This is a genomic window from Tessaracoccus antarcticus (assembly GCF_003688855.1).
Taxonomy (GTDB): domain Bacteria; phylum Actinomycetota; class Actinomycetes; order Propionibacteriales; family Propionibacteriaceae; genus Arachnia; species Arachnia antarctica.
Map to the genome: position 1 here is coordinate 58,589 of NZ_REFW01000004.1, position 24,140 is coordinate 82,728.

At 66.5% G+C, this 24,140-nt stretch carries 21 protein-coding genes; 17 read left to right on the forward strand and 4 right to left on the reverse strand.

The window, feature by feature from the left end:
* Window positions 1–39: 39 nt before the first annotated feature.
* Window positions 40–1,080 carry a LacI family DNA-binding transcriptional regulator gene (locus EAX62_RS13290; RefSeq protein WP_121902221.1) on the reverse strand — a complete coding sequence of 347 codons (1,041 nt, stop codon included), beginning with the start codon at window positions 1,078–1,080 and terminating at the stop codon, window positions 40–42.
* Window positions 1,081–1,251: 171 nt separating this feature from the next.
* On the opposite strand from EAX62_RS13290, the gene EAX62_RS13295 reads away from it, so the two are divergent.
* From EAX62_RS13295 to purQ, 7 genes are all read left to right on the forward strand, one after another.
* Window positions 1,252–2,295 (forward strand): autoinducer 2 ABC transporter substrate-binding protein, encoded by a 1,044-nt coding sequence (locus EAX62_RS13295; RefSeq protein WP_121902222.1) that lies wholly within the window; start codon window positions 1,252–1,254, stop codon window positions 2,293–2,295.
* Between the two features lie 116 nt (window positions 2,296–2,411).
* On the forward strand, window positions 2,412–3,923 hold the full coding sequence (locus tag EAX62_RS13300; RefSeq protein ID WP_121902223.1) for a sugar ABC transporter ATP-binding protein: 1,512 nt from the start codon (window positions 2,412–2,414) through the stop codon (window positions 3,921–3,923).
* Between the two features lies 1 nt (window position 3,924).
* A complete protein-coding gene (locus EAX62_RS13305) occupies window positions 3,925–4,938 on the forward strand; it encodes an ABC transporter permease (RefSeq protein ID WP_121902224.1) in 1,014 nt (337 codons plus the stop codon).
* 13 nt (window positions 4,939–4,951) lie between these two features.
* Window positions 4,952–6,007 (forward strand): ABC transporter permease, encoded by a 1,056-nt coding sequence (locus tag EAX62_RS13310; RefSeq protein WP_121902491.1) that lies wholly within the window; start codon window positions 4,952–4,954, stop codon window positions 6,005–6,007.
* Entirely contained in the window at window positions 6,004–6,567 is a 564-nt protein-coding gene (locus tag EAX62_RS13315) for an RpiB/LacA/LacB family sugar-phosphate isomerase (protein ID WP_121902225.1), read from the forward strand. Before EAX62_RS13310 ends, EAX62_RS13315 begins: the two co-directional genes overlap by 4 nt.
* Before the next feature lie 65 nt (window positions 6,568–6,632).
* Window positions 6,633–6,872 (forward strand): phosphoribosylformylglycinamidine synthase subunit PurS, encoded by a 240-nt coding sequence (purS, locus tag EAX62_RS13320; protein WP_121902226.1) that lies wholly within the window; start codon window positions 6,633–6,635, stop codon window positions 6,870–6,872.
* The gene (purQ, locus tag EAX62_RS13325) at window positions 6,872–7,546 is read left to right on the forward strand and encodes a phosphoribosylformylglycinamidine synthase subunit PurQ (protein ID WP_121902227.1); all 675 of its coding nucleotides are present in this window, start codon (window positions 6,872–6,874) and stop codon (window positions 7,544–7,546) included. Before purS ends, purQ begins: the two co-directional genes overlap by 1 nt.
* Before the next feature lie 18 nt (window positions 7,547–7,564).
* Here the strand turns inward: purQ and EAX62_RS13330 are convergent, their stop codons facing one another.
* Window positions 7,565–8,323 carry a glutamine amidotransferase gene (locus EAX62_RS13330; protein ID WP_121902228.1) on the reverse strand — a complete coding sequence of 253 codons (759 nt, stop codon included), beginning with the start codon at window positions 8,321–8,323 and terminating at the stop codon, window positions 7,565–7,567.
* A gap of 231 nt (window positions 8,324–8,554) precedes the next feature.
* Here EAX62_RS13330 and EAX62_RS13335 point away from each other — a divergent pair, with 231 nt between their 5' ends.
* The 5 genes from EAX62_RS13335 (at window position 8,555) to EAX62_RS13350 (ending at window position 14,765) form a co-directional block, all read left to right on the forward strand.
* Window positions 8,555–10,075 carry a leucine-rich repeat domain-containing protein gene (locus tag EAX62_RS13335; protein ID WP_121902229.1) on the forward strand — a complete coding sequence of 507 codons (1,521 nt, stop codon included), beginning with the start codon at window positions 8,555–8,557 and terminating at the stop codon, window positions 10,073–10,075.
* A 128-nt stretch (window positions 10,076–10,203) separates the two neighbouring features.
* Window positions 10,204–12,795, forward strand: coding sequence for an aminopeptidase N (gene pepN, locus EAX62_RS13340; protein WP_121902230.1), 2,592 nt, complete (start codon window positions 10,204–10,206; stop codon window positions 12,793–12,795).
* Window positions 12,680–13,090 carry a FlgD immunoglobulin-like domain containing protein gene (locus EAX62_RS17555; protein WP_407703340.1) on the forward strand — a complete coding sequence of 137 codons (411 nt, stop codon included), beginning with the start codon at window positions 12,680–12,682 and terminating at the stop codon, window positions 13,088–13,090. The genes pepN and EAX62_RS17555 overlap by 116 nt, the downstream gene beginning before the upstream one ends.
* Window positions 13,000–13,893: a hypothetical protein gene (locus tag EAX62_RS16755; RefSeq protein WP_158600678.1), complete on the forward strand. Its 894-nt coding sequence runs from the start codon at window positions 13,000–13,002 to the stop codon at window positions 13,891–13,893. Before EAX62_RS17555 ends, EAX62_RS16755 begins: the two co-directional genes overlap by 91 nt.
* Before the next feature lie 62 nt (window positions 13,894–13,955).
* Complete coding sequence (locus EAX62_RS13350) at window positions 13,956–14,765, forward strand: DUF1206 domain-containing protein (protein ID WP_158600679.1); 810 nt, start codon at window positions 13,956–13,958, stop codon at window positions 14,763–14,765.
* Between the two features lie 2 nt (window positions 14,766–14,767).
* Here the strand turns inward: EAX62_RS13350 and EAX62_RS13355 are convergent, their stop codons facing one another.
* Entirely contained in the window at window positions 14,768–15,829 is a 1,062-nt protein-coding gene (locus EAX62_RS13355) for an ankyrin repeat domain-containing protein (RefSeq protein WP_121902233.1), read from the reverse strand.
* An 87-nt stretch (window positions 15,830–15,916) separates the two neighbouring features.
* On the opposite strand from EAX62_RS13355, the gene purL reads away from it, so the two are divergent.
* From purL to EAX62_RS13380, 5 genes are all read left to right on the forward strand, one after another.
* A complete protein-coding gene (gene purL / locus EAX62_RS13360) occupies window positions 15,917–18,175 on the forward strand; it encodes a phosphoribosylformylglycinamidine synthase subunit PurL (protein WP_121902234.1) in 2,259 nt (752 codons plus the stop codon).
* Window positions 18,176–18,288: 113 nt separating this feature from the next.
* Window positions 18,289–19,548, forward strand: a complete 1,260-nt coding sequence (locus tag EAX62_RS13365) for an MFS transporter (RefSeq protein ID WP_121902235.1) — start codon at window positions 18,289–18,291, stop codon at window positions 19,546–19,548.
* A gap of 93 nt (window positions 19,549–19,641) precedes the next feature.
* Window positions 19,642–20,202, forward strand: coding sequence for a hypothetical protein (locus tag EAX62_RS13370; protein WP_121902236.1), 561 nt, complete (start codon window positions 19,642–19,644; stop codon window positions 20,200–20,202).
* A gap of 23 nt (window positions 20,203–20,225) precedes the next feature.
* On the forward strand, window positions 20,226–21,488 hold the full coding sequence (locus EAX62_RS13375) for a hypothetical protein (protein WP_121902237.1): 1,263 nt from the start codon (window positions 20,226–20,228) through the stop codon (window positions 21,486–21,488).
* On the forward strand, window positions 21,481–22,392 hold the full coding sequence (locus EAX62_RS13380) for a spermidine synthase family protein (protein WP_147454107.1): 912 nt from the start codon (window positions 21,481–21,483) through the stop codon (window positions 22,390–22,392). Before EAX62_RS13375 ends, EAX62_RS13380 begins: the two co-directional genes overlap by 8 nt.
* Before the next feature lie 93 nt (window positions 22,393–22,485).
* Here EAX62_RS13380 and EAX62_RS13385 read toward each other — a convergent pair whose 3' ends face one another.
* Window positions 22,486–24,105, reverse strand: a complete 1,620-nt coding sequence (locus EAX62_RS13385) for a glycoside hydrolase family 13 protein (protein WP_233557964.1) — start codon at window positions 24,103–24,105, stop codon at window positions 22,486–22,488.
* Window positions 24,106–24,140: the final 35 nt, after the last annotated feature.

A 24,140-nucleotide genomic window follows, 5' to 3' on the forward strand; every position in this document is an offset into this window, starting at 1 on the left:
GTGACGGCGATCCGGTGAGAGAACCAGGCGTCGCCTCGACTACGTGAGGGCGCTCGTGCTGCGGACGATCAGCTGGGGCTGCAGGACGATCTGCTGATGGTGGTGCTCGGGGTCGCCGACGGCGTGCTCGAGCAGCAATTGTGCCGCCAGGCGGCCCATTTCCTGCGTGGGTTGCCGTACCGAGGAGAGGGGGACGATCCAGCTCTCCGCGAACTCCACGTCGTCGTAGCCCACGAGGGCGACATCCTCAGGTATGCGAACGCCGTGGCGTCGCAGCTCGCGAAACACACCGAACGCAAGCATGTCGTTGCCGCAGCAGATTCCGCTCGGCAGCCCGTCCTCCAACAGGCGCAGGGCCGCCCTGGTCCCGCTCTCGAGGCCGATGCCCTCCTCGTGGACCGCCACGAGGGCCTCGGCCGGGTCCAGGCCTGCATCGACGATGGCCTCGTGCATGCCCCTCGCGCGGAGTTCGAACTGCTGCAGACCGGGAAGTCCGCCGACGAAGGCCAATTTCTTGTGCCCCAGGGACAACAGGTGCTGGGCGGCGAGACGGCCTCCGGCCACGTGGTCGACGGACACGGAGCATCCCGTGGAGGATTCCTTGTAGTCGAGGTAGACCACGGGGAACCCGTGCAAGCCGTCGACCGTGGGGTCCCCACCTCCGGCAGGGGTGAGCAGTGCGCCCCGGACGCGCTGCGCCGCCAGCATCTGGAGGAGCGTGAACTCCTTGGCATGGTCATTCTCGGAATTGCAGAGGATCACCACGTGCCCCGCCTCGCGGGCAGCCCGTTCGACGGCGTGTGCGATCTCCATGAAGAAGGGGCTCAACACGTCCACCACCACGAGACCGATCACGTTGTTCGGGGCACCCATCAGCACGCGAGCCTGTTGGTTCGGAACGAAACCGAGATCGCGAATGGCGTCGCGCACCACGGCCTGCGTGTCAGGGGACACACGCTCCGGGTGGTTGATGGTGTTGGAGACGGTCCCGACGGAAACGCCTGCACGCTCGGCCACCTCGCGGATGCGCACGCGTGGCGAACCGTCACTGCTGATGGCTCCTGTTCGGTCGGACGTCATGTGGTCTTCCTGTCCCGGCCTTGGGGCCACGTCACGGAATGGTCTCGGTTGTGCCATCACCATGGTCACAGGCCACGTGGGTCCTGTAGTGTCGAGCATAGACAGTTGAAGCGCTTCAATCGAGCAGAGCGGCCCGATTGATGACTCAACACAAACGTTGAAGGACACACCATGAAGCAGCGACGCTTACTCAGCAAGATCGCGGGCCTGACACTGGCATCAGCCCTCGCACTGACCGCATGTGGTGGCGATGGAGCCACAACACCCGGGGACGGCGGCGACACGGGCGACAGCAAACACACCATCGTGATCGTGCCGAAGGACTCCACCAACCCGTGGTTCGTCCGCATGGAGACGGGCGTCAAGAAGTACGCCGCCGACACCGGCCTCGACGTCTACCAGAAGGGTCCGGCGGAGACCGACGCCACGATGCAGGTGCAGGTCATCCGGGACCTCATCGCACAGAAGGTCGACGCCATCGGCGTGATCCCCGTCGACCCCGGCGCCCTGGAGCCTGTCCTCAAGGAAGCCATGGACGCCGGCATCGTGGTGGTGACCCACGAGGGTGCGTCACAGCAGAACACCCAGTACAACATCGAGGCGTTCAACAACAGCGCCTACGGCGGCTTCATCATGGACAACCTCGCCGAGGCCATGGGTGAGGAGGGCACCTACACCACCATGGTGGGTCACGTCACCAATGCCTCCCACAACGAGTGGGCTGACGGTGGTGTTGCCCAGCAGAAGGAGAAGTATCCCAACATGAAGCTCCTGGAGGCGGAGCCCCGTGTCGAGTCCCAGGACGATGGCGAGGTCGCCTACCAGAAGGCGAAGGAACTGTTCAAGAAGTACCCGGACCTCAAGGGCATCATGGGCACGTCGTCCTTCGACGCCCCCGGTGTCGCACGGGCCATCGAAGAACTGGGCCTCAAGGACAAGGTGTTCACAGCCGGCACCGGCCTCCCGGAGGCCAACAAGGAGATCCTGGACAAGGGTCTGGTCCACGCACTGACCCTGTGGGATCCCGCCGACGCCGGGTACGCACTGGCCGAAATGGCACGCAAGGTCCTGGACGGCGAGGAGATCAAGGATGGGATCGATCTCAAGGTCAAGGGCTGGGACAATATGAAGTTTGCTGAGGGTAGCGACAAGGTCCTCGAAGGTGAGGGCTGGATCGTCATCAACGGCGAGAACGTCGACTCGTTCGGCTTCTGATGCCTGGCGGGGGAGTGGTTGGTCCGCAGGCCGGCCACTCACCCGCAACACCGCAGACGCTGTGACCCGTTCGTGGCGCAGCGGGACACGCGCCCAACCGACTTTAAGGATCGTTGATGGTGGAGACAGTCATATCGGTACGGGACCTGAGCAAGTCGTTCGCCGGGGTCAAGGCGCTCGACGGGGTCAACCTCGAGATCAGGGCGGGGGAGATCCACTGCCTCGCCGGTGAGAACGGAAGCGGCAAGTCCACGCTCATCAAGGTCATCTCGGGCGTGTACCAACCCGACGAGGGCACCATCGAACTCAATGGGACACGCCACGACAAGCTCACCCCCATCGAGGCGATCCGCGGGGGTGTTCAGGTGATCTACCAGGACTTCTCCATCTTCCCCAACCTGAGCGTGATGGAGAACCTGGCCCTCAACCATGAACTCTCGCAGGGGCGGAAACTGGTCAACTGGCGGCGGTTTCGCACGATCGCCAAGGAGGCCATCGCGAAGATCAACTTCCACGTGGACCTCGATGCCCGGGTCGGTGACCTGTCGGTGGCCGACAAGCAACTGGTGGCCATCTCCCGGGCGCTCCTCCACGACACGAAGCTCATCATCATGGACGAGCCCACCACCGCGCTGACCAACAGGGAGGTGGAGGCACTCTTCCGGGTCATCCTCGACCTGAAGTCACGCGGCATCGCCATCCTGTTCGTCAGCCACAAACTTGGCGAGGTCTTCGAGATCAGTGAGCGGTTCACGATCATCCGCAACGGCAAGTTGGTTGTCACGAGCCTGCCCGAGGAACTGGATCACAAGAAGTTTGCGCATTACATGACGGGGCGGGAGGTCGACGACGTGCGCTTCGAGCAGCCCGAAACCGTAGGAGAACCCGTGCTGGAGGTGGAGGGCCTGGGGCTCGAGGGTGCTCTGGAGGACATCACCTTCACCCTGCACGCCGGTGAGGTCCTGGGAATCACCGGCCTCCTCGGCTCCGGACGCACCGAGTTGGCGCTCACGCTCTTCGGGCTCTTCCCGACGGATTCCGGGAAAATCCGGGTGAAGGGCAGGGCGGTGAGGCTGGGAGGGATCCGGGACGCCATCGCCAACGGCATCGCCTACGTACCCGAGGACCGGCTGACGGAGGGTCTGATGCTGGAGCGCTCCATCGCCGACAACATCGTGGTTGCGGAACTCGACGAATTCACGTCACCGCTCGGAATGATGGACTCGACCCGTCGGCAGTCGGAGGTCGACCGCTGGGTGGCGGATCTCAAAATTGCCACCGCGAACGCGGAGAATCCGGTGAACACGCTCTCGGGCGGCAACCAGCAACGCGTCGTGCTGGCGAAGTGGCTCGCCACCAACCCGGACATCCTCATCCTCAACGGGCCCACCGTCGGCGTCGACATCGGCTCCAAGAGCGACATCCACCTGATCCTGCAGGATCTCGCGCGCGGTGGCATGGGCATCATCGTCATCTCCGACGACATCCCCGAACTGCTGCAGACGTGCCGGCGGATCCTGATTCTCGACGAGGGACGCGTCACCGCCGAGGTGGACCCGGACACCACGACGGAGCAGGAGTTGTCGGACCTGATCACGGGCGCCATCACCGCAGGGGTGGGGGTCTGACATGGGAGCCATCATGAAGCGCATCCTCAGGAGCACCGAGTTCTACGTGTTCCTCGTGGTGGTGGCCATCAGCATCATCATCCAGGCACGCAGCGGGCAGTTTTTCACCGCCAACAACCTGGTGGACATCGCCAACGCCATGGTGGTGCCGGGACTGTTCGCCATCGGCGCCTACATGGTCTTGGTCTCGGGCGGCATCGACGTCTCCTTCCCGGCGCTGGCGTCCCTTGCCGTCTACGCGGCCACACGATTCCTCGTGGACATCGGCTACGAGGGCAGCATCCTGCTCCCGTTCGCCATCGTGATCGTCCTCGGAGCGTTGCTCGGGGCCTTCAACGGGCTGTTCACGACGTTCCTCGTCATCCCGACGCTGATCATCACCCTCGGCACCGCCAACGTGTTCTCCGGCATCATGCAGGGCGCGCTGAACTCGGTGCAGATCTCGACGCTGCCGCCGTCCATGAACGCCTTCGGCCGAGCGAACCTCTTCGTGGCCACCAACCCCACGTCAGGCCTGACGTCATCGATGCCCGTGTCGTTCCTCATCCTCGTGGCCGTTGCGGTCATCATCTTCTTCGTCATGAAATTCACCATGTTCGGACGTGGCATCTACGCCATCGGCGGCGACGAGGCCTCCGCCATCCGCGCCGGGTTCAAGGTCAAGGCCATCAAGTTCTGGCTCTACGTGGTGGTCGGCGTCATTGCCGCGCTGGCCGGACTCATCCGCACCACTTCCATGGGTCAGATGCACCCCACCAACCTGCTGGGCATGGAGATCATGGTCATCGCCGCGGTGGTGCTCGGTGGTGTGGCCATCACCGGCGGCACGGGATCCCTGACAGGGGTCATGCTGGGGACCCTGCTGATCGTCATCGTCCAGAACAGCATGATCCTCGTCGGGGTCCCGACGTACTGGCAGCGCTTCGCGCTGGGCACCCTCATCATCGTCGGCACCGGTGTCTCGGCCGTGCAACTCATGCGCCGACGCACACGTCAGCGACTCGTGAGTGCGTGAAAGGGATATGACCATGGAATCCACAACCCTCCTCTCCAGGCCCCTCGCTCTGGCACGCCGCGACCCCTACGTCGCTCGACTCTTCGTCATCCTCGTCACGCTCGTGGCCTTCTTCCTGATCGTCCGGACCGACAACTTCCTCAGCTTCGGGACCTGGCAGTCCATGGGCGTCCAGTTCCCCGAGTTCGGACTCATGGCGCTGGGGGTGATGATCACGATGATCACCGGGGGCATCGACCTCTCCGTGGTGGGCATCGCCAACATGACGTCGATAGCTGCAGCATCCATCATGCTGAGCATGGTCCCGCCGGATGCGAGCGGTGGCCAGGCCACCGTCGGCATCCTGGTGGCAGTGGCAGTGTCCCTGGTGACCGGGGCACTGGCCGGCGCCTTCAACGGGTTCCTCGTGTCCGTCGTCAAGATCCCCGCGATCCTTGTCACGCTCGGAACCCTGGAGTTGTTCACCGGTATCGCCATCATCATCACCGCTGGCAAACCCCTGAGCGGGCTGCCTGCGCTGTACGGGCAGACGTTCGGGGCGAGGCTGTTCGGCGTTGTTCCGGTGCCCCTGCTGATCTTCGTCGTGGTGGCCATCGCCATGGGCGTGGTGATGCACAAAATGTCCTTCGGCTCCAAGCTCTACATGCTGGGCACCAATGCCACTGCCGCCCGCTTCAGCGGTCTGCACTCGGCGCGGCTGCTGATCCAGACCTACACGATCTCCGGCGTGTGTGCCGCGATCGCCGGGCTTGTCCTGCTCGCCAACTACAACTCGGCCAAGGCGGACTACGGCGTGGCCTACACCCTGCTGACCGTGCTGATCGTCGTCCTGGGCGGCGTCGATCCCAACGGGGGCAAGGGCAAGCTGCTGGGCGTGGTTCTGGCCATTGTCATCCTGCAGATCCTGTCCTCGGGCCTCAACATGTTCCCGGCCATCAGCAACTTCTACCGGCCCCTCATCTACGGCGGAGTCCTGCTCGTGGTGATTTCCATCAGCGAGGGCAAGGGCAGGTTCTGGAAGCGGCTGAACACCCGAAAGAAGACGAAGGAAGAGGTGGTGGTGTCATGAGGACAGCCCGGGACAAGCAGGTGGTGATCGGCGCCGACTTCGCGGGTTTCCCCCTGAAGGAGTATGTGCGCCTGCACCTCATCGGCAAGGGGTGGGAGGTCACCGACCTCACCCCCATCAAGGAGGAGGCGCCCATGTACCAGCGTGTCGGTTTCGCGCTCGGATCCCGCATCGCCGAGGGCGAGTTCGAGAAGGCCCTCGCATTCTGCGGCACAGGCATGGGAATCCACGTGGCGGCCAGCAAATGCCCCCACGTCCACGCCGCCGTGGCGGAGAGCGTCCGGGCCGCCCGACGCAGTGCCACGGCCAACAGCTGCAACCTGCTCGCCATGGGCGGTTTCTGGATTGCACCGCGTCTGGGAATGGCCATGGCTGATGCCTTCCTGGAGGGATCCCTCGGCGATGGGTACGAGGGTTGGGAGGGATTCGAGGAGTACCACGAGATCGGGTACCGGGAATGCGAGGACTTCGACTACGAGGCGTACAGGGCCAATGGCTTCTCCGTGGTGAATCCGCGTGAGGCGGTGCTGGGTCCCGAACCGGAGGGCCTGGCCTTCTGAGGGGTGGAAATCGACGCCGCGGGCGCGTGCTGCCAAGGTGAGTCGGGCCCGGTAGGCTGTGGGCCATGCCCCGCGTCGTCGTGAACGTCATGCCCAAGCCCGAGATCCTGGACCCCCAGGGCAAGGCCGTCACCGGAGCCCTCGGCCGTCTCGGCTTCGTGGGCATGTCTGTGCGCCAGGGCAAACGCTTCGAGATTGAGGTGGACGGCGACGTCACACCCGAGAAGCTGGCACAGATCGAGCAGGCGGCTGAGCGACTGCTTGCCAACACCGTCATTGAATCCTTCGAAGTGGTGACCGACTGATGCCCCGCATCGGCGTCGTCACCTTTCCGGGTTCCCTGGACGACCAGGACGCCCTGCGCGCCGTGGAACTCTCCGGCGCCGAGGCGGTGCCCCTGTGGCACGGGTCCGACTCCATCGACGGCGTCGACGCCATCATCCTCCCCGGGGGTTTCTCCTACGGCGACTACCTGCGCTGCGGGGCCATTGCGCGGTTCAGTCCCGTCATGGACACGGTCATCGATGCCGCCAACAAGGGCATGCCCGTGCTGGGTATCTGCAACGGATTCCAACTCCTGTGCGAGGCACACCTCCTCGACGGGGCCATGATCCGCAACGCCGGCCAGCACTTCATCTGCCGTGACGAACGCCTCCGCGTGGAGACGGTTGACACTGTGTGGACCTGCGACTTCAGGGCCGGCGACGAGATCACCATCGTGCTGAAGAACGGTGAGGGCAACTACCAGGCCGACCCCGAGACGCTGAAGCGCCTCGAGGACAACGACCAGGTGGTGTTCCGCTACCTCGACAACCCCAACGGTTCCGCCGGAGACATCGCGGGCATCACGAACCTCCGCGGCAACGTGGTGGGCCTCATGCCGCACCCCGAGCACAACGTCGAGGAACTCACCTCACCGTCGCTGGACGGCAAGCCCTTCTTCTCCTCGGTGCTGAACTTCCTCTCCGCCCGGGTCTGACGCCCCGGCAAGGCGGAGCTAGCGCGCTTCCGCGGCCCCCGCGAGCCATGTGACGGCGTTGTCGAACAACCTCGGGTAGCCCTCCCAGTCCATGAACTCCTGTGGTGCCCAGTGGGGTGAGATGTCCGAGGCGTACGCCAGCGTCCGGCCCCGGCCCACAGTCCGGACCGCCAGCAGGGGATGACCGTCGATGCGCGCCAGCACGGTGGCGTCCTCGCGGGCCACCAGTTTCTGGAAGCCCAGAAGGTGGGGCCACTCCTGGTCAAGCCCGTGCGTGACGGGATGGGACTGGTCGGTGAGGACCCCCACCGCACCCTCTGGTGCTTCGACGCGGTCGTCCCACGGGAGGATCTCCACGGGCAGAACGTCTTCGACGGGAGTGCCGTGGTAGTTGGCCTTGGCCTGAAATCCCTGGAAGCTGAGGTATCCGCCAGCCATCATTAGCCCGCCGCCGGCGTGCACCCATTCCCGTAGCAGTTTCAGGCGGTTGGGGGTGCGCTGGCCCTGCTCGAACACCTGGGGTGGAAGGAGGAGAGAGTTCGCTCCGATGTCGGAAAGGATGACGACGTCGTGGGCGGCCAACTCGTCGAGGGTCAGCGGGAAGTCCTCGGCCACGTCATGGGACTTCAGGTGGGTCACCACATGGCCGGCGCCACGCAGCGCCGCCAACAGTTCTGCGCAGCCGATGTGCACCTGGGTGTGGGAGAAGACGTCGTAGCCCTTGTGGTCGTCGACGGCGCTCACCCACGACTCGCCGGCCAGTAGAACCCTGCTCATGGTGCTCCTTGAAGCCCGTGCCGGCACCGTTGCGCAGCATCGTGGCCCAACCCTAGCGGAGGTGACAATCCCGGTGACGCATGTGGAGTAGGTGCCGTTCCGCTGGGATGGCATGGGGCCCTGGTTGGTGGTCATGCACCCCTGACCGCACCCCTGTTGTAGGCCCTGATAGGTTCTCGCGAACGACCCGGAGCCACAGTGGCCCGGGAGTCGAAGAACTCAGGGAGCGCGATGAAGCGCAAGGTCGCATGGGCACTGGCAGCCGTGATGGTGGCAGTCTCTGCCGCGATGGGTGGCACGGTGCCCGCCAGGGCAGACGTCAACCCGTACATCACCGAGGGGACACACCACGTCAACGGACGTGACTGGCGCACAACCTGCGAGCCGTACTCGCAGACGACGCGCTGCCGCACCGAGATCAAGGCCACGCAGGTGTCGGAGGTCGGGGGTCGCTTCGTCGTTAGGACCGGCTGGTACTTCAACAACCTCACGTACCTCCCCTCGTCCCGCTCGCTGTGGAAGAAGAACCCGCTCGGCTCCACGGGCACGTTCACGGGTGCCGACGGCCGCACATGGAGCACCGTCTGCGACACCGCGGAGACCGGTCGCAACGGCTGCCGCACCTACGCCGAGGCGAGGGTCATTGAGCCCTACCAGGTGAACGGCGTGTGGCACTACAAGTGGGTGACCAGATCCATCTTCAACAACATCGTCCAGTTCACCGTCGCCCCGGTCGTGAAGCCGAGCGCCCCGCCCGTCACCACGGCGTCGGTCACGCTGCCGGACGCCAAGCTGCGCGAGTGCATCAATGTGAGCCTGCGCAAGCCCATCACGTCGGCCATCCCTGTGAAGGTCGCCGCAACCATCACGGACCTCGACTGCACCGAGTCCAAGGTGTCCAACCTCACCGGGTTGGAGCAGTTCAAGAACCTGGAGACGCTGTACCTCGACTTCAACCAGATCAGCAACCTGGCCCCCCTCAGGGGACTGTCGAAGCTGCAGAATCTGAGCCTTGCAGGCAACGCCATCTCCGATCTCAGGCCTCTGGGCCCCCTCACGGGTCTGCTCAGCCTCGACGTGAGCGACAACCGGATCGTGGATGCCTCCCCGGTCAGAACTCTCACCTCCCTGGAATTGCTGTCCCTGTCGACCAACCAGGTGCGGAACGTGGCACCAGTGACCGGCCTCATCGCGCTCACCTTCCTGGACCTGAGCGAGAACGACATCTCGGACGTATCAGGTCTCAGGGCGCTCACCCGTCTCGAGGGGCTGTCGATGGCGTTCACCAGCGTCGATTCGTTGGCGCCGTTGGCGGGGATGAAGAAGCTGGGCTTCCTGGACGTGACAAACGCACAGATTTCCGACGTGTCCGCCCTCACATCCCTCACAGCTCTCGAGGCACTCTTCCTCGACGGAAACTCCGTGGAGGATGTCACTGACCTGGCGGGTCTGAAGAAGCTGTCGATGCTGTCGCTCTCGGGGAACGGGATCACGGACGTGGCGCCACTGGCCAAGCTCGTGAACCTGGAATGGCTGATGCTGGCCATCAACGACATCACCGTGGTGAAGCCACTGGCGACTCTGCCGAAACTGCACATCCTCGGGCTGTGGGACAACCCCATCCTTGACAGGGCCTCGCTCGACCCGCTGGTCGCGCGTGGCTGCATGGTCATGTTCGACGAGCCGGACGATCAGGACGACAGCTGGTTGCCCGGCATCCAGGCGGTGTCCCAGATGCCTGCCCGCCGCTGAACTGCCCGACGTCCGCTCTCCGACCTGCGCCCTGCACCCCGCTCCGGGATGTGGGGCGCTGGTCGTGGACCCCGACATGGCCTCCCGGGGAGCGTGGGGCGACGAAGCCGTCTGGTTGGATGGATGGCATGGGAGCAAATCTGACGCGTGAAGAAACAGCGGCCCGGGCCAGGGCCATCCACATAGAGCATCAGCGCGTCAGCGTGGACGTCTGCGACGCTGAGGACCTGTCGCAACCGACCTATCCCGTGGACACCACCATCACGCTCACCACCAGCGAGCCGGAGACGTGGCTGGACTACCAGGGCGATGCCGTCACGGCCGTGCTCGTCGACGGCCAGCCGCGCGCCATCGAGTTCGACGGGGCGCGGATCCGGTTGCGGGACCTCCCCACGGGAGTCCCGTGCGTGATCGACGTCCAGGGCGCCAGCCGCTACTCCCGTTCAGGGGAGGGGATGCACCGCTTCCGTGACCCCGTCGACGGGGAGACCTACCTCTACACACAGTACGAGCCGGCCGATGCGCGCCGCGTCTTTCCGTGCTTCGAGCAGCCCGACATCAAACCCCACTTCACCTTTGAACTCACGGGCCCCTCGGGATGGCAGTTGCTGTCCAACCAGCCCGAAGTTTCACGGCAGCCCGTGGGCAACGGCATGGACCACGTCACCTTCGCCCCCACCCCACCGCTGTCCACCTATCTCACCTGCCTGGTGGCGGGGCCCTACCACCGCGTCGACGGCCAGTGGGCGTCGCGCCGCGGCGACGTCGAGTTGGCGTGGTTGTGCCGCGCTTCGCTGGCGCAGTACCTGGATACCGAGGAACTGTTGCGGATCACGACATCCGGCCTCGACCACCTCGACGTCGTATTCGGTGACTACGTGTGGGGCAAGTACCACCAGGTGATGGTCCCCGAGTACAACCTCGGCGCCATGGAGAACCCCGGCCTCGTCACCTACACCGAGGGCTACGTCTTCCGCTCCCCTGCCACACCCGCCCAGCACCAGGCCCGCGCCAACACGATTCTCCACGAGATGAGCCACATGTGGTTCGGCGACCTCGTCACACCCCGCTGGTGGAGCGACCTGTGGCTCAAGGAGTCCTTCGCCGAATTCATGGGCGCCCACCTGTCGAAGGAGGCGGCCGGCTTCGACGATGCCTGGCTGAACTTCACGGGTGGCCGCAAGGCCCGCGCCCACGTGGCTGACTCCATGCCGACGACGCACCCCATCGTGGCCGACATCACCGACCTCGAGGCCGCCAAGAACAACTTCGACGCCATCACCTACTCCAAGGGCGCATCCGCGCTCACGCAATTGGTGCACTACGTCGGCCTCGAGTCCTTCTTCGCAGGCTGCCGGCTCTACTTCGAGCGTCACGCCTATGGCAACGCCACACTCACCGACTTCCTGGCCGCGCTGACGGAGACCTCCGGGCGCGACCTGCAGTCCTGGGCCGACGCGTGGCTCAAGACCCGCGGCCACGACGAGCTCACCGCCGACGTCCTCGAGTCGGGCGGCCTGCTGGAGACGCTGAGTATCCGGCGAGGACCCGGCCCCATGGATGACGGCACCCGACCCCACGCCACCACCATCGGTCTGTACGACCTCGTCGACGGCCGCCTGCAACTCCGAGCGCGGCACGATGTGCTCATCGAGGCCGACGCCACCGAGGTCCCCGGCGTCGCGGGGCAGCCCGTCCCGGCCGCGATCCTTCCCAACGACACGGACCAGACCTTCGTCCGTGTCCGACTCGACGACGGTTCGAGGCAGGCGCTCCTGTCCCACATCAGCGACCTCGAGCCCCTCGTGCGCGCCACGTCCTGGGCTGCCCTGTTCTCCGATGTCCGCGACACGGGCCTGCACGTCGCGGACTACGTGGCCGCCGTCATCCAGCACGGTCCGCTGGAGGACCGCACCGGGACGCTGGCGGCGCTCATCGGGCACGTGGAGGACGCCCTGGAACGCTTCGTGCCCGACGACGCGGAACTGGCAGAGCGCTGGCGTGACACCTGCCGCGCCGTGGCACAGGACTCCGAGCCCGGATCCATGCGCCAACTGCAGTGGGCCAAGGCCCACATCCGCGCGGCCGCGCTGGCGCCGTCGGACGTCACATGGATCCTGAACGGCGAGCTGGCGGGGCTGCGACTCACCGACGATCTCCGCTGGCTCGCCTGGCAGTCCCTGGCTGTGCAGGGCAGGGTGTCTGCAGACGACCTCGACGGGGCTCTGGCCGCTGACGACACCGCCGCCGGCCGGGTGGCGCACCTGCGGGCGTGGTACTCCCGGCCCGAGCAGTCACTGAAGCAGCAGGCCTGGGATCGAGCCCACGTCGTCGACGGGGAGACCAATGATGACGTCGACGCCCTCCTGGACGGGATCTTCGCCCCGGGCCAGGAGTCGTTGACGGAGGTGTTCGCGGAGCCGTACTTCGCATCGCTGCCCGACGTGTGGCGCGACCATCCCATCGAGATCGCCCGGCGCCTGGTGCTGGGTGGATTCCCCACCGACGTCGCGCACCTCGGCCGTGCACGCACGTGGCTGGACGAGAACCCCGCGGCGCCCCCGGCGCTGCGGCGGTTGGTCATCGAGTGCGAGGCCGAGCTGCGTGTCGCCGCCCACGTCCGCCGAGCCAACGGCTGTCGGGGGGCGGACTCCGGCGCTGTTGCTGGGCTCGATCGGGGACAAGCCACGTCGTTCGATCTCGGAGCCGTTGGTACTTGAACTGGACTTCTCAGCGCCGTTGGCACCCGGAACCCTGGAGCTGCGCAACGCCAACAACACGCTGGTGCGCACCATCGTCACCCCGGCCAGCGCTGACGGGTCGCTGCGTCTGGTGTGGGACGTCCGCGATGACAAGGGTGAGCCTGTATACCCAACGGCAGTTACACCTGGAGGTTCAGGGGCAAGGACACCTCAGGCCGGGAGGTGGCCGGCGCGACCCCGACAACCGACCTCCTGGGCGCCGTCGACGTCACGCGGAACCAGTTCGCCACCACCGGCACGCCCAGATACCTGATCCCGTGCGGCCGCGTCGAGTCACGCCTGGACCTGCCCACCACCACAGGGGTCACCTACGGGTACAGCTACGGTGAGGGCACCGCGACGGTGACGGCTGAGGCGGAGCAGGGCTGGGTGATCACCGGCCAGAGGAGCTGGATGCTGCCGCTGGTCAAGCAGTCCTGCGAGGGCATCGTCTCGGCGCCCACGTTCGTGGACAAGCCCGGCACCTACCACGACAAGTTGGTGATCCCGAAGGCAGTCGACCCCGTCAGAGGGTACGAGGTCAATGGCCAGTACATGCCCGCCGGGGAGCACTCCCTGATGACGGGCACCGTGACCGTGGCAGCCCTCTTCGAGGACGACGTGGCGCCCATGACGTGGCGGCACACGTGCGGCATCGGCGGAATCATCGACGTCTACACCACTCCCGGCGAGCACGTCGTGAACGGGCGCCGCTGGGACACCCGCTGTGAGCCGTACTCCACCACCACCCGATGCTTCACCAACATCTGGGCCACGACGGTGGAGCAGCGGGGCTCCACTTTTCACCAGTCCAACGGCTGGGTGTTCAACAACCTGACCTACATGCCGATTCCACGCAAGCAGTGGGGCAGCAACCCGTTGGCGAACAATGGCGCCTGGACCGCAGCCGACGCACGGCAGTGGCGCACCGAGTGCGACACCCCGAAGACTGGCCGCAACGGATGTCGGAGCTGGATCCAGGCCCGCGTGGTCGTGGCATCGCCCAGGACCGGAGGCGGGTACAGCTACAGGTGGGAAACCAGAGAGATCCTCAACAACATCGTCCGGTTCGGCTGAGCCACTCCCGCTGGCGTGTGGGGCGTTGGGTGGCGGCGGCTCCCGGCGGATACGCTGCGGGGATGGACCGACCCGACCTTGATGATGCCCGCGACAAGGCACACGAGGTGGGCGACTCCACCGCCTACCAATGGCTGGTGCGCGGGGGACTGGTGGCCTTCGGTGTCGTCCACCTCCTCGTGGCGTACCTGGCGGCACGGCTGGCATTCGGGGCCACGTCCGAGGACGCCTCCCAGACGGGGGCGCTGCGGGAGCTCGCCGGTGCGCCACTGGGGCCGTTCCTGCTGTGGGGCACGAGCCTCGGCCTGTTCGTGATTTCGCTGTGGCAGCTGCTCAGCGCGTTCGTGGGTCACCTGCACCTCTCAGGCACGGTCCGCACCCGTCGCAGGGCCGCGTCGGTGGGCCGCGCCGCTGTCTACGGCGCACTGGGCTGGAACGCGGCCAGCATCGCCACGGGCGGTTCAGGGGGCGACGGCGGGGACACAGCATCCGCGACGCTGCTGTCGCTGCCTTTCGGGCAGATCCTGGTGGGGCTCGTGGGCGTGGTGATCGGCATCGTCGGCGTCTCACAGATCATGAAGGGCGTTCGCGACAAGTACGAGGAGGAGTTGAAGGGCTCCCTGTCGGCTGCACAGAAGTGGGTGGCGCGCGTCGGCCACGTGGGCAAGGGCGCCGCCATCATGATCGTGGCGGCACTGTTCGTGTGGGCCGCCTGGACCTATGACGCCACGTCCGCCGGCGGCCTGGACACCGCACTGCAGACGGTTCGGACAGCTCCCTTCGGCCCCGTCATCCTCCTGGCGATCGCGGCAGGGTTTGCCTGCTACGGGCTGTACTGCTTCATCTGGGCGAGGCACGCCCGGTTCCACTGAGGTCAGCGTCGGTACGAAGGCGCCGGCAACACCGTCGGATCAGGGTTGGCCAGGACCCACTGGACACCCAGCTCCGCGAGTCGCAGGACGTCGCCCTCCACCCCAATCCCGGTGCGCAGTCCCACCGCCAGACGTCTGGCCTCGGCGAGCGCGGGGGCGGGCAGGGGCACCCCCGTGCCGAGGTGGATCATCAACGCCGCCAGCATGAGCTGAAAACCCGCGTCCCAGTTGATGCCGCCGTTCTCGTTGATCTCGATGGCCACGCGCCCCGTGATCCTGATCACCTCGCCCTGCACCGTCCTGCTCGCACCGGTCCCCGGTACGAGCAGTCCCCAGAGCTCCTGGTGCTGGTCGGTTGGGTCGCTCCCGGTGACCGTGATGGGGGATATCCCGTCATGGACGCGGTGTGGTCGAGCAGGTGTGGCCCCCACCAGCTCGTACAGAGCCCTCAGCGTCGGCTCCTGGGCGGCGAAATGGGGTTCGTTCTCACCGTGGGAGCGGTAGAACTCCCAGTCCCGGCCCACGGACTCGACGTCGCCGCGCATGATGGCGCTCACCTCTGCCCCAGCAGAGCGCAGCAGTTCCGCGACCGCAAGCGCCTGCTCCAGGCTGGTGGTGGTGGCGATCTCCAGCGCCACGGCCAGCGGTGTCTGTCCGCGTGAGTTCTTCGCGTGCACGTTGGCACCGCGGGACATCAGCATTGTGACCGCGTCGGCATCGAGACTTCTGGCAGCGGCATGCAAGGGCGTGTTGCCGACGTGGTCCTGCGCAGAGATGTCTGCGCCCGAGTTCAGCAGCAGCGCCATGACCTCGAGGTCGCGTCCCCGGTGGTGGAGCGGGGTGTGGCCGCCCCGGTCTGCTGTGTTCGGGTCGGCACCATGCTCCAGCAACCACCGGGCCAGGTCAACGGAGCAGTTGTAGAAGCTGAGTGCGGCCTTCTTGCCGTAGCCGTCATGGGCGTCCACCTCCCGGTTGTCGAAGACCGCCACCAGTTCGTCCGTGGAGGCGGTGGTCAACAAGTCGTGGAAGTCCTTCGGCAGGGTCGTGCGTTTCCGCTGTGCCATGGGAGTCTGCTCCTTCGCTGGTGGGCCTGTCGTGATCCTAGGGAGCGGCCGGTCCCCTTCACCCCGCAGGACCGGTAGATTGGGCGCGTGGCCGACACCGTTGAAGATGCAATCAGCACCCCCGACCTCGCACAGCCGTACGCGGCGCTCGGCGTGAAGGACGAGGAGTACGCACAGATTCGCGAGATCCTCGGACGACGTCCCACCGGCGCAGAGCTGGCGATGTACTCCGTGATGTGGTCCGAGCACTGCTCCTACAAGTCCTCCAAAGTGCACCTGAAGCGCTTCGGAGAGCTCAGCCAGGACACCCCACGCGGTCCGTTGCTCGCCGGGATCGGCGAGAACGCGGGCGTCGTCGACATCGGCCAGGGCTGGGCCGTCACGTTCAAGGCGGAGAGCCACAACCACCCGTCCTACGTTGAGCCCTACCAGGGCGCCGCCACCGGCGTCGGAGGCATCGTCCGCGACATCCTCGCCATGGGCGCCCGCCCCATCGGTGTCATGGACTCCCTGCGGTTCGGTCCGCTGCATGCCGACGACACGGCTCGTGTCCTGCCCGGCATCGTCGCCGGCGTGGGCGGCTACGGCAACTGCCTGGGCCTGCCCAACATTGGTGGGGAGGTCCAGTTCCACGAGTCCTACCTCGGCAACCCACTCGTCAACGCCCTGTGCGTTGGTGTCCTGCGACACGAGGACCTCCACCTGGCCCACGCCTCGGGCGTCGGCAACCAGGTGATCCTGTTCGGCGCCGCGACCGGTGGTGACGGTATCGGCGGCGCCTCCATCCTCGCCTCCGAGACCTTCGACGAGACGGGTCCCGCCAAGAGGCCCAGCGTTCAGGTCGGCGACCCCTTCATGGAGAAGCTCCTCATCGAGTGCACCCTCGAGCTGTTCCAGGCCGGCATCATCAACGGCATCCAGGACTTCGGCGCCGCCGGCATCTCCTGCGCCACCTCCGAGCTGGCCTCCGCCGGGGACGGTGGCATGTTCGTGGAGCTCGACAGGGTGCCGCTGCGCGACCCCTCCCTCGCACCGGAGGAAATCCTCATGAGCGAGTCACAGGAGCGCATGATGGCCGTGGTGGAGCCCCACAACGTGGAGCGCTTCATGGAGATCTGCGCCAAGTGGGACGTGCTTGCCACCGTCGTCGGTGAGGTCATCGAGGGCGACCGGCTCATTATCCAGTGGCACGGGGAGACCATCGTCGACGTCGACCCGAAGACGGTCGCCCATGACGGCCCCGTGTACGAGCGCCCCTTCCACCGGCCCACCTGGCTTGACGCCCTCAACGCCGACCGGGCCGAGGACCTGCCCCGCGACAACACCGTCGACGCGCTGCGTTCGGCGCTGCTGCAGGTGATGGCGCACCCCAACATCGCCGACAAGTCCTGGATCACCAACCAGTACGACCGCTACGTGCGCGGCAACTCCGTCCTGGCCCAGCCCGAGGACGCCGGCATGCTGCGCATCGACGAGGAGTCCGGGCTCGGCATCGCGCTGGCCCTGGACGCCAACTCCCGCTTCACGCACCTGAACCCGTACCTGGGGGCGCAGCTGTCGCTGGCGGAGGCGTACCGCAACGTGGCCGTCACCGGCGCCGAACCCGTCGCCATCACCGACTGTCTGAACTTCGGCTCCCCGGAGGACCCCGAGGTGATGTGGACCTTCGTGGAGGCCATCCTTGGTCTCGTCGACGGCTGCAAGCAGTTGGGCGTCCCTGTCACCGGCGGCAACGTCAGCCTCTACAACCAGACGGCATCCACGCCCATTCTGCCCACCCCCACCGTGGGTGTGCTGGGCGTCATCGACGACGTCACCACCCGTATCCGCTCCGGCTTCACGCACCCCGGCGACGCCATCGTCCTGCTGGGCGCCACGCGCGAGGAGCTGTCCGGCTCCATCTGGGCCGACGCCCTGCACGACGGGCACCTCGGGGGCCTGCCGCCGAAGGTGGACCTGCGCGCCGAGCAGGGGCTGGCCCGCGTCATGGCGGCGTCCGCCCACGAGGGCCTGCTCACCTCCGCGCACGACCTGTCCGAGGGTGGTCTCGGCGTGGCCATCGTGGAGTGTGCGCTCCGCAACGACTGCGGCTTCGCTGTCACCCTGCCCTCCGACGACGCCACCGTGGCGCTCTTCTCGGAGTCGGCGGCGCGTGCCGTGGTGTCCCTCTCGGGCCAGAACCTCAAGCGCTTCGAGTCACTGTGTGTCGAGCACGATGTTGTCGTGGCGCGTCTGGGTGAGGTCACGGGCGACGACGTTGCCGAGTTCGTGGGGACGTTCAGCGTCCCCTTGGCTGAGCTCCGCGACGCCTGGCAGCGCACCCTCCCGGCGGCGCTCGCCGTCTGAACTGCGCGGCCCCGTCCGGGGGTGGTGCACGTTTCCGGGCCCGACGTGGGTGAGGGGCTGGCCGTGTGAGACAGCTGGGGGGCCGCTGTTTCGAGGCATAGGGTTGGTGAGAAATGAGCCGAACATTCGCCAGCCTCCGCATCTACAACTACCGATGCTTCGCTGCGGGCGCCCTGGCGAGCAACATCGGCACCTGGATGGCCCGCACGGCGCAGGACTGGCTCGTCCTCACCGAACTGACCGACCGCTCGTCCATTGCGCTCGGCATCGTGACGGGACTGCAGTTCCTGCCGATCCCCCTGCTGGCCCCCTACGCAGGGTTGATCGCGGACAGGATGAGCAAGGTCCGCCTGCTCAAGATCACTCAGGCTGCCCTCTCCCTGAACGCCCTGGCGCTGTTCATCCTCGTGGGAACCGGTACGGCGCAGCTCTGGCACGTGTACCTGCTGGCCTTCATCCAGGGCATCGCCGTCTCCTTCGACAACCCCGCCCGCCAGGCCTTCGTGAACGAACTGGTGCCGCATGAGTTGGTCCCCAACGCCGTGGGGCTGAACTCGGCGTCGTTCAACAGTGCCCGCCTCTTCGGACCCGCACTGGCGGGGATCGTCATCGGGCTGTGGGGGGTGGCGCCCGCCCTGGCCATCAACGCGGCGAGCTTCGGTGCGGTCCTGTTGAGCCTGTTCCTCATCCGTGAGGCGGAGTTGCTGCTGTCACCGCCCCGCACCACCCGAGGCACCGTCGCGGAGGGCATTGCCTACGTGCGGGCCAGACCTGACCTGGTGCTCATCTTCGCCGTGATCTTCATGCTGGGCACCTTCGGCATGAACTTCCAGATCACCATGGCGCTGATGGCCACCAAGGTCTACGGCAAGGGTGCAGCGGAGTTCGGCCTCCTGGGCTCCTTCATGGCCATCGGCACCCTGGCAGGGGCGCTCATGGCCGCGCGTCGGGGCACGCCGCGCCTTCGCACGCTGCTGGGAGCTCTGGGGGCCTTTTCCGTCGCCTGCTTCCTGGCCGGCCTCGCGCCCAGCTACTCCATTTTTGCCCTCCTGCTCATCCCGTGTGGACTGTTCGCCCTGACCGTCATGACGACGGCGAACTCCACTGTCCAACTGTCCACGCAGCCGGAGTTCAGGGGTCGCGTCATGGCCCTCTACATGGCCATCTTCATGGGCGGGACGCCGTTGGGCGCCCCCATCATCGGGTGGGTGGGTGACGCGTTCGGTCCGCGGTGGACGCTGCTCGTGGGGGCCATCGCCTGCTGGATCACGTTCCTCGCGGTCGGGTGGTTCCTCATCTTCCGGCGCAATCTTCGCGCCCGCCTGCGCCTGCGCTGGCCGCTGCGCCTTGAGGTCTGGCACAAGCAGGACTGAGCCCCAGAAGGGCGGCGGTGCACCGGCTGACCTGCCCACCCGTTAGGTTGATGGCGCCAGCCTGATCTTTTGCACCCGAAAGGCGCATCACCCATGAGCGAGCGTGTCCACACCGACGAGCACGAGGTCATCACACTGCGACTGGGCGAGCAGGGAATCGAGTCCGTGGCCTTCGGCAACACGTGGCGATCGTTCTATCCGGGCGCCGTCGAACTCTCCCGGGCACTCACCGCACTCATCGTCGAGGGGCTGCCACCGGCCACGGATGAGCAGGCGGAGACGCTGGAGGACTTCGGCCCCATGGTTGGCCCCATGCCGGACCAGCAGTGGAACGGCTTCTGGAACGAATTCAGCCTCTGGCGGGAGAAGTCGAAGCGGCTGCGGGCACGAGTGTCGGCCGGGGAGAGTGTGGCGCCCGCACCACTCGACGAGGTCATCGACCCACGGGAGAGGATCTTCGTCGGATACACGGGCGGACGGTTCACCACCCTGGCGTTCCAGCCGGACTGGGTGGAGCGGGCAGGCATCCAGGAACTGAGCGACGTGGCAAGCGAGTTCCTCCGCACCATCGACCTCGTTTCGCCCCGGCCCGTGGCACCCGAGATTGCCGAAATCAACGAGCACAGGCGCAATGCGCTGCGCTTCCTCCGCTGATCCTCCACTGAAGGGAACATCCCATGAGCATCACCACCACGATTTCTCAGATCAACCAGGCGTGCGAGGACCTCCAGGACGCCTACCAGGACCTGGCGGAGGAGGCACTGCCGGCCTACGACCGGCTCAACTCCAGCATCGGCCGTCTCACGCAATGGGAGGTGATGGTCTCCTCGGGCGGTTACGGCGGGGCCACCACCTTCTACCAGGACTCAAAGCCCAGATGGTGGGAGAAGTTCGTGGGTGTGATCACGGTGGGGGAGGTGCCTCATCCCGACGCGGACAAGGCACGCGACGCCGCCAAGGTGTTGTTCGGTGACATCGCCACCAACGACGACGTCTACAGTGCACGCTCGGAAGACATTGCCTCGACGCCGAAGGACCTCGGCGAGATCATGGGTGAGTGGCTGGGGATCGTCGACGTCTTCGACTCCCAGGTGGCACAGGCCATTCCCTCCAGCACCGCCTACATCCCCACGTCGGGGGGCCTGGACGGGTGGCGCAGCCCGCGGGCCAGCAGCGGTTACGAGGCCACGGCCAGCTCGCAGAACTCCGCCGCGGAAACCACAGCAGAGGTTGTCAGGGCGCTCCTGGAGAACTGCGCCGGATTCCTGGAACACCTCAAGTCGAGTCTCGTGGCGTTCGCGACCCTCACCATGGACCAGAACCGTTTCTACAGCGAGACCCTCACGAGCATTCCCACCGAGATCAGCCTGGACGCGGTGCTCGGCCTCATCGAGACAGGGGCCAACATCGTCAACACGCTCAAGGAGGCCGAACTCAAGCAGGCCGAGGCCATGGGATCCGATCTCACGTCCACCATCACGGCGTTGTTGAACATCTCCGCCCTCGACGGGCAGATCACCAGGATGGGGGAGACCAGCGGGGATGGGGGCTGGCCACAGCCGGCGCCCATGGACCCGGCGCACGGTGGGTCGAACGGCCCGGCCGCCCGTGACGAGCTCTCGTACAACACGCAGTACTTCAAGGACCACATCGACTTCTGGGACGGCATCTCGGAGACCATGACACCTCTGGGTCAGCAGGCCACCGGGATCCCGGAGCTGCCGGTGATGTTCCTGAGGCTGCCCAGCTTCTCGGCCAACCAGTCCACGGCCCTGAACTCCCTGGGGGACCGGGTCGCCAGCGACTGCCTCGTCAAGGGCTCGACGGCCACCGCCACAGTTGCCACAAAGCTGGGTGAGACCATCCGTTCCTACGTGAGGACGGAAGCAGCCAACGAGGCCATCGCCAACCGGATCATCAACGACCACTTCGGTGGCTGAGGGCCGCGGCGCCCGGTTGGCGGCGTCGGCTGTCCGCCGGATGAGGTCGACGAGCCCGTCACGGGCTCTGGTGGCCGGCGCCTCTGCGCTGGGATGCCTGATGATGGTGGCGGGGTGCTCACAGGACAGTCCCATCGACGCGGCACGGGACGGGCTCGAGAACCTGCTCCTGCAGGAGCAGAGCCCGGTCTCCCGCGTGGTGGTGTCGCAGGACAGGGTGTTCGTCTCGCTCATCCGGGACGGGCGGGCAACCCCATGGGACGTGTTCCCGGAGCGCGTCCAGCGAGATGCGTTCGACGTTGTGGCGCCCGCCATGGCGGTCGCCGACTTCCCCGTGTCCGATGTTCTGGCACGCGCCGCGCACCTGGTGGAGGACTGCACCGCCGACACCTACGAGGCGGACGCGACGGTTGCCTCGGGCACCGCGATCCTGACCCGCCTCGGATGTGGTGACGAGGCCCCCCGCGTCCTGCTCAACAATCGGCAGCTGAACGCCCTCCCCGGAGACTGGAGCGTTGAGACGCTGCGGATCCTCTGGGAGGAGCTGGCTGAACTCACCACGGCCACGCGTGTGGAGAGCCTCTTCCTCGAGGGGGAAGTGGCATTCGTCGGACTCGTGCCGGAACCCGGCACGAATGCCGAGTGCCGACTCCTGTGGCGTCGCGACGTCGCCGATCCGGCCAACAGCCTGACCGAATGCCGCGGTCAGCGACCCCCCGTCGAGGTGTTCGATCTCCACCGCATGACCCCGGAGCGTCTGGCGGGGACCATCCTGGGCGCCAAGTCAGAGCTCGGGCTGTCCTACGACGCCGCGCTGGACTCGGTGCTGGTGGTCTCGGTGAACGGGGAACCCTCCGTGCAGGCCACCCACGGCGACCAGCAGGTCACGCTCCCCATCCGCTGAGCATTCCATCCGTCGGGGCCGCGTTGCTGTGAGGCAGAGTGCACTGGGGGGTGGTTGCCCACCCCCCCAGTGCACTGCGCCTCGAGGGTTTCGTCAGCTTCGCTTCATCCAGATGGTGGCGTCGCGGGGGAGTTCGCGGTCCACCGCGGTGCTGGCCAACAGGACCTCACCGTCCGGGAGCGACACGGGGGAGCCGCTGACGTTGGTCAGCACCGTCACCTCCCCGTTGGTGAATGCCACGACGTCGTCCCCGAAACCACCGACCCACTCCAGGGCCCCGTCTCCCAGCGCCATGGACTTCCTCGCCGACAGAGCGTCCCGGTACAGGGACCATGTCGATCCGGGTACCCCCACCTGCTGGTCGGCGGCGAGTCCGCGGTAGGACTCGGGTTGCGGCAGCCACGTCTCACCGGTGGGGGAGAAGCCCAGGCCCGGGGCGTCAGCGGACCACGGCATGGGGATGCGGCAGCCGTCGCGACCCACCTGCTCGTGGTTGGAGCGCTCCCACACCGGGTCCTGGCGGTACTCATGCGGCAGGGTGGTGTGCTCGGGCAGGCCGAGTTCCTCGCCCTGGTAGAGGTAGGCCGAGCCGGGCAGCGCCAGCATCATGAGTGAGGCCGCGCGTGCCCGACGCAGGCCCAGCGCGTTGTCGGGTTGCGGCTCCCCGGGGCCGGCGCCGTTGCGGTCGGAGGTGTCGATGCGACCCAGCCGGCTGGCGTGCCGCATGACGTCGTGGTTGCTCAGCACCCAAGTGGTGGGGGCGCCCACGGCGTCGTTGGCTGCCATGCTGTCGGTGATGACACGGCGGTAGGTGGCGGCATCCCACGGCGCGGTGAGGAAGTCGAAGTTGAAGGCCTGCTGCATCTCGTCGGGACGGACGTAGCGGGCGAGGCGGTCGAGGTCCGGTACCCAGGCCTCCGCCGTGAGCGCTCGTTCCCCGTCGTACTCGCCGAGGATCCTGTGCCAGCGGCGGTAGATCTCGTGGACGCCGTCCTGGTCCCACATGGGCCCCATGTTGGTGCCGAGCAACTCGGTGACCTCCTCCTGGTCCGGAAGCCCCTTTTCCTTCACGAGCCCGTGGGCCACGTCGACGCGGAACCCGTCGACCCCGGCCTCGAGCCAGTGCCGCAGGACGTCGTCGAAGGCGACGCGGACGCGCTCATTGGTCCAGTCCAGGTCTGGTTGCTTGATGTCGAAGAGGTGCAGGTACCACTGCTCGGGCGTGCCGTCCGGACGGTGCAGACGGGTCCACCCCGGACCGCCGAACACGCTGCTCCAGTTGTTGGGCGGCAGTTCGCCGTCGGTGCCGCGGCCGTCGCGGAACATGTACATGGCCCGCTCGGGGGAACCGGGGGCTGACGCCACCGCGGCCCTGAACCACTCGTGCTCGTCGGAGGTGTGGTTGGGCACGAGGTCGATGAAGACCTTCAGCCCCTTGTCGTGGGCCTCACTGATGAGGCTGTAGGCATCGGCCGTCTCACCGAAGAGGGGGTCCACCACGGTGTAGTCGGCGACGTCGTAGCCACCGTCAGCCATGGGGGAGAGGTAGAAGGGGGACAGCCAGAGAGCATCCACTCCGAGGTCCTTGAGGTAGGGCAACCGGTCCATGACGCCGGGGAGGTCGCCGTACCCGTCGCCGGAGGCGTCGGCGAAGGAGCGGGGGTAGATCTGGTAAATGACGGCGTTGCGCCACCACTGGTTCTGGGTGCTCAAGGTGTTCCTCTTCATCGTGTCGCTGGTTGTCCGGG

Bases quoted from the DNA above. Each gene is read 5' to 3' on its own strand.
- EAX62_RS13335 (WP_121902229.1), top strand. From the start codon at position 8,555: ATGAAGCGCAAGGTCGCATGGGCACTGGCAGCCGTGATGGTGGCAGTC.
- pepN (WP_121902230.1), top strand. From the start codon at position 10,204: ATGGGAGCAAATCTGACGCGTGAAGAAACAGCGGCCCGGGCCAGGGCC.
- EAX62_RS13310 (WP_121902491.1), top strand. From the start codon at position 4,952: ATGGAATCCACAACCCTCCTCTCCAGGCCCCTCGCTCTGGCACGCCGC.
- EAX62_RS13290 (WP_121902221.1), bottom strand. From the start codon at position 1,080: ATGACGTCCGACCGAACAGGAGCCATCAGCAGTGACGGTTCGCCACGC.
- EAX62_RS13375 (WP_121902237.1), top strand. From the start codon at position 20,226: ATGAGCATCACCACCACGATTTCTCAGATCAACCAGGCGTGCGAGGAC.
- EAX62_RS13365 (WP_121902235.1), top strand. From the start codon at position 18,289: ATGAGCCGAACATTCGCCAGCCTCCGCATCTACAACTACCGATGCTTC.
- EAX62_RS13370 (WP_121902236.1), top strand. From the start codon at position 19,642: ATGAGCGAGCGTGTCCACACCGACGAGCACGAGGTCATCACACTGCGA.
- EAX62_RS13295 (WP_121902222.1), top strand. From the start codon at position 1,252: ATGAAGCAGCGACGCTTACTCAGCAAGATCGCGGGCCTGACACTGGCA.
- EAX62_RS13350 (WP_158600679.1), top strand. From the start codon at position 13,956: ATGGACCGACCCGACCTTGATGATGCCCGCGACAAGGCACACGAGGTG.
- EAX62_RS13315 (WP_121902225.1), top strand. From the start codon at position 6,004: ATGAGGACAGCCCGGGACAAGCAGGTGGTGATCGGCGCCGACTTCGCG.
- purQ (WP_121902227.1), top strand. From the start codon at position 6,872: ATGCCCCGCATCGGCGTCGTCACCTTTCCGGGTTCCCTGGACGACCAG.
- purS (WP_121902226.1), top strand. From the start codon at position 6,633: ATGCCCCGCGTCGTCGTGAACGTCATGCCCAAGCCCGAGATCCTGGAC.
- EAX62_RS13355 (WP_121902233.1), bottom strand. From the start codon at position 15,829: ATGGCACAGCGGAAACGCACGACCCTGCCGAAGGACTTCCACGACTTG.
- EAX62_RS13330 (WP_121902228.1), bottom strand. From the start codon at position 8,323: ATGAGCAGGGTTCTACTGGCCGGCGAGTCGTGGGTGAGCGCCGTCGAC.
- EAX62_RS13300 (WP_121902223.1), top strand. From the start codon at position 2,412: ATGGTGGAGACAGTCATATCGGTACGGGACCTGAGCAAGTCGTTCGCC.
- EAX62_RS13305 (WP_121902224.1), top strand. From the start codon at position 3,925: ATGGGAGCCATCATGAAGCGCATCCTCAGGAGCACCGAGTTCTACGTG.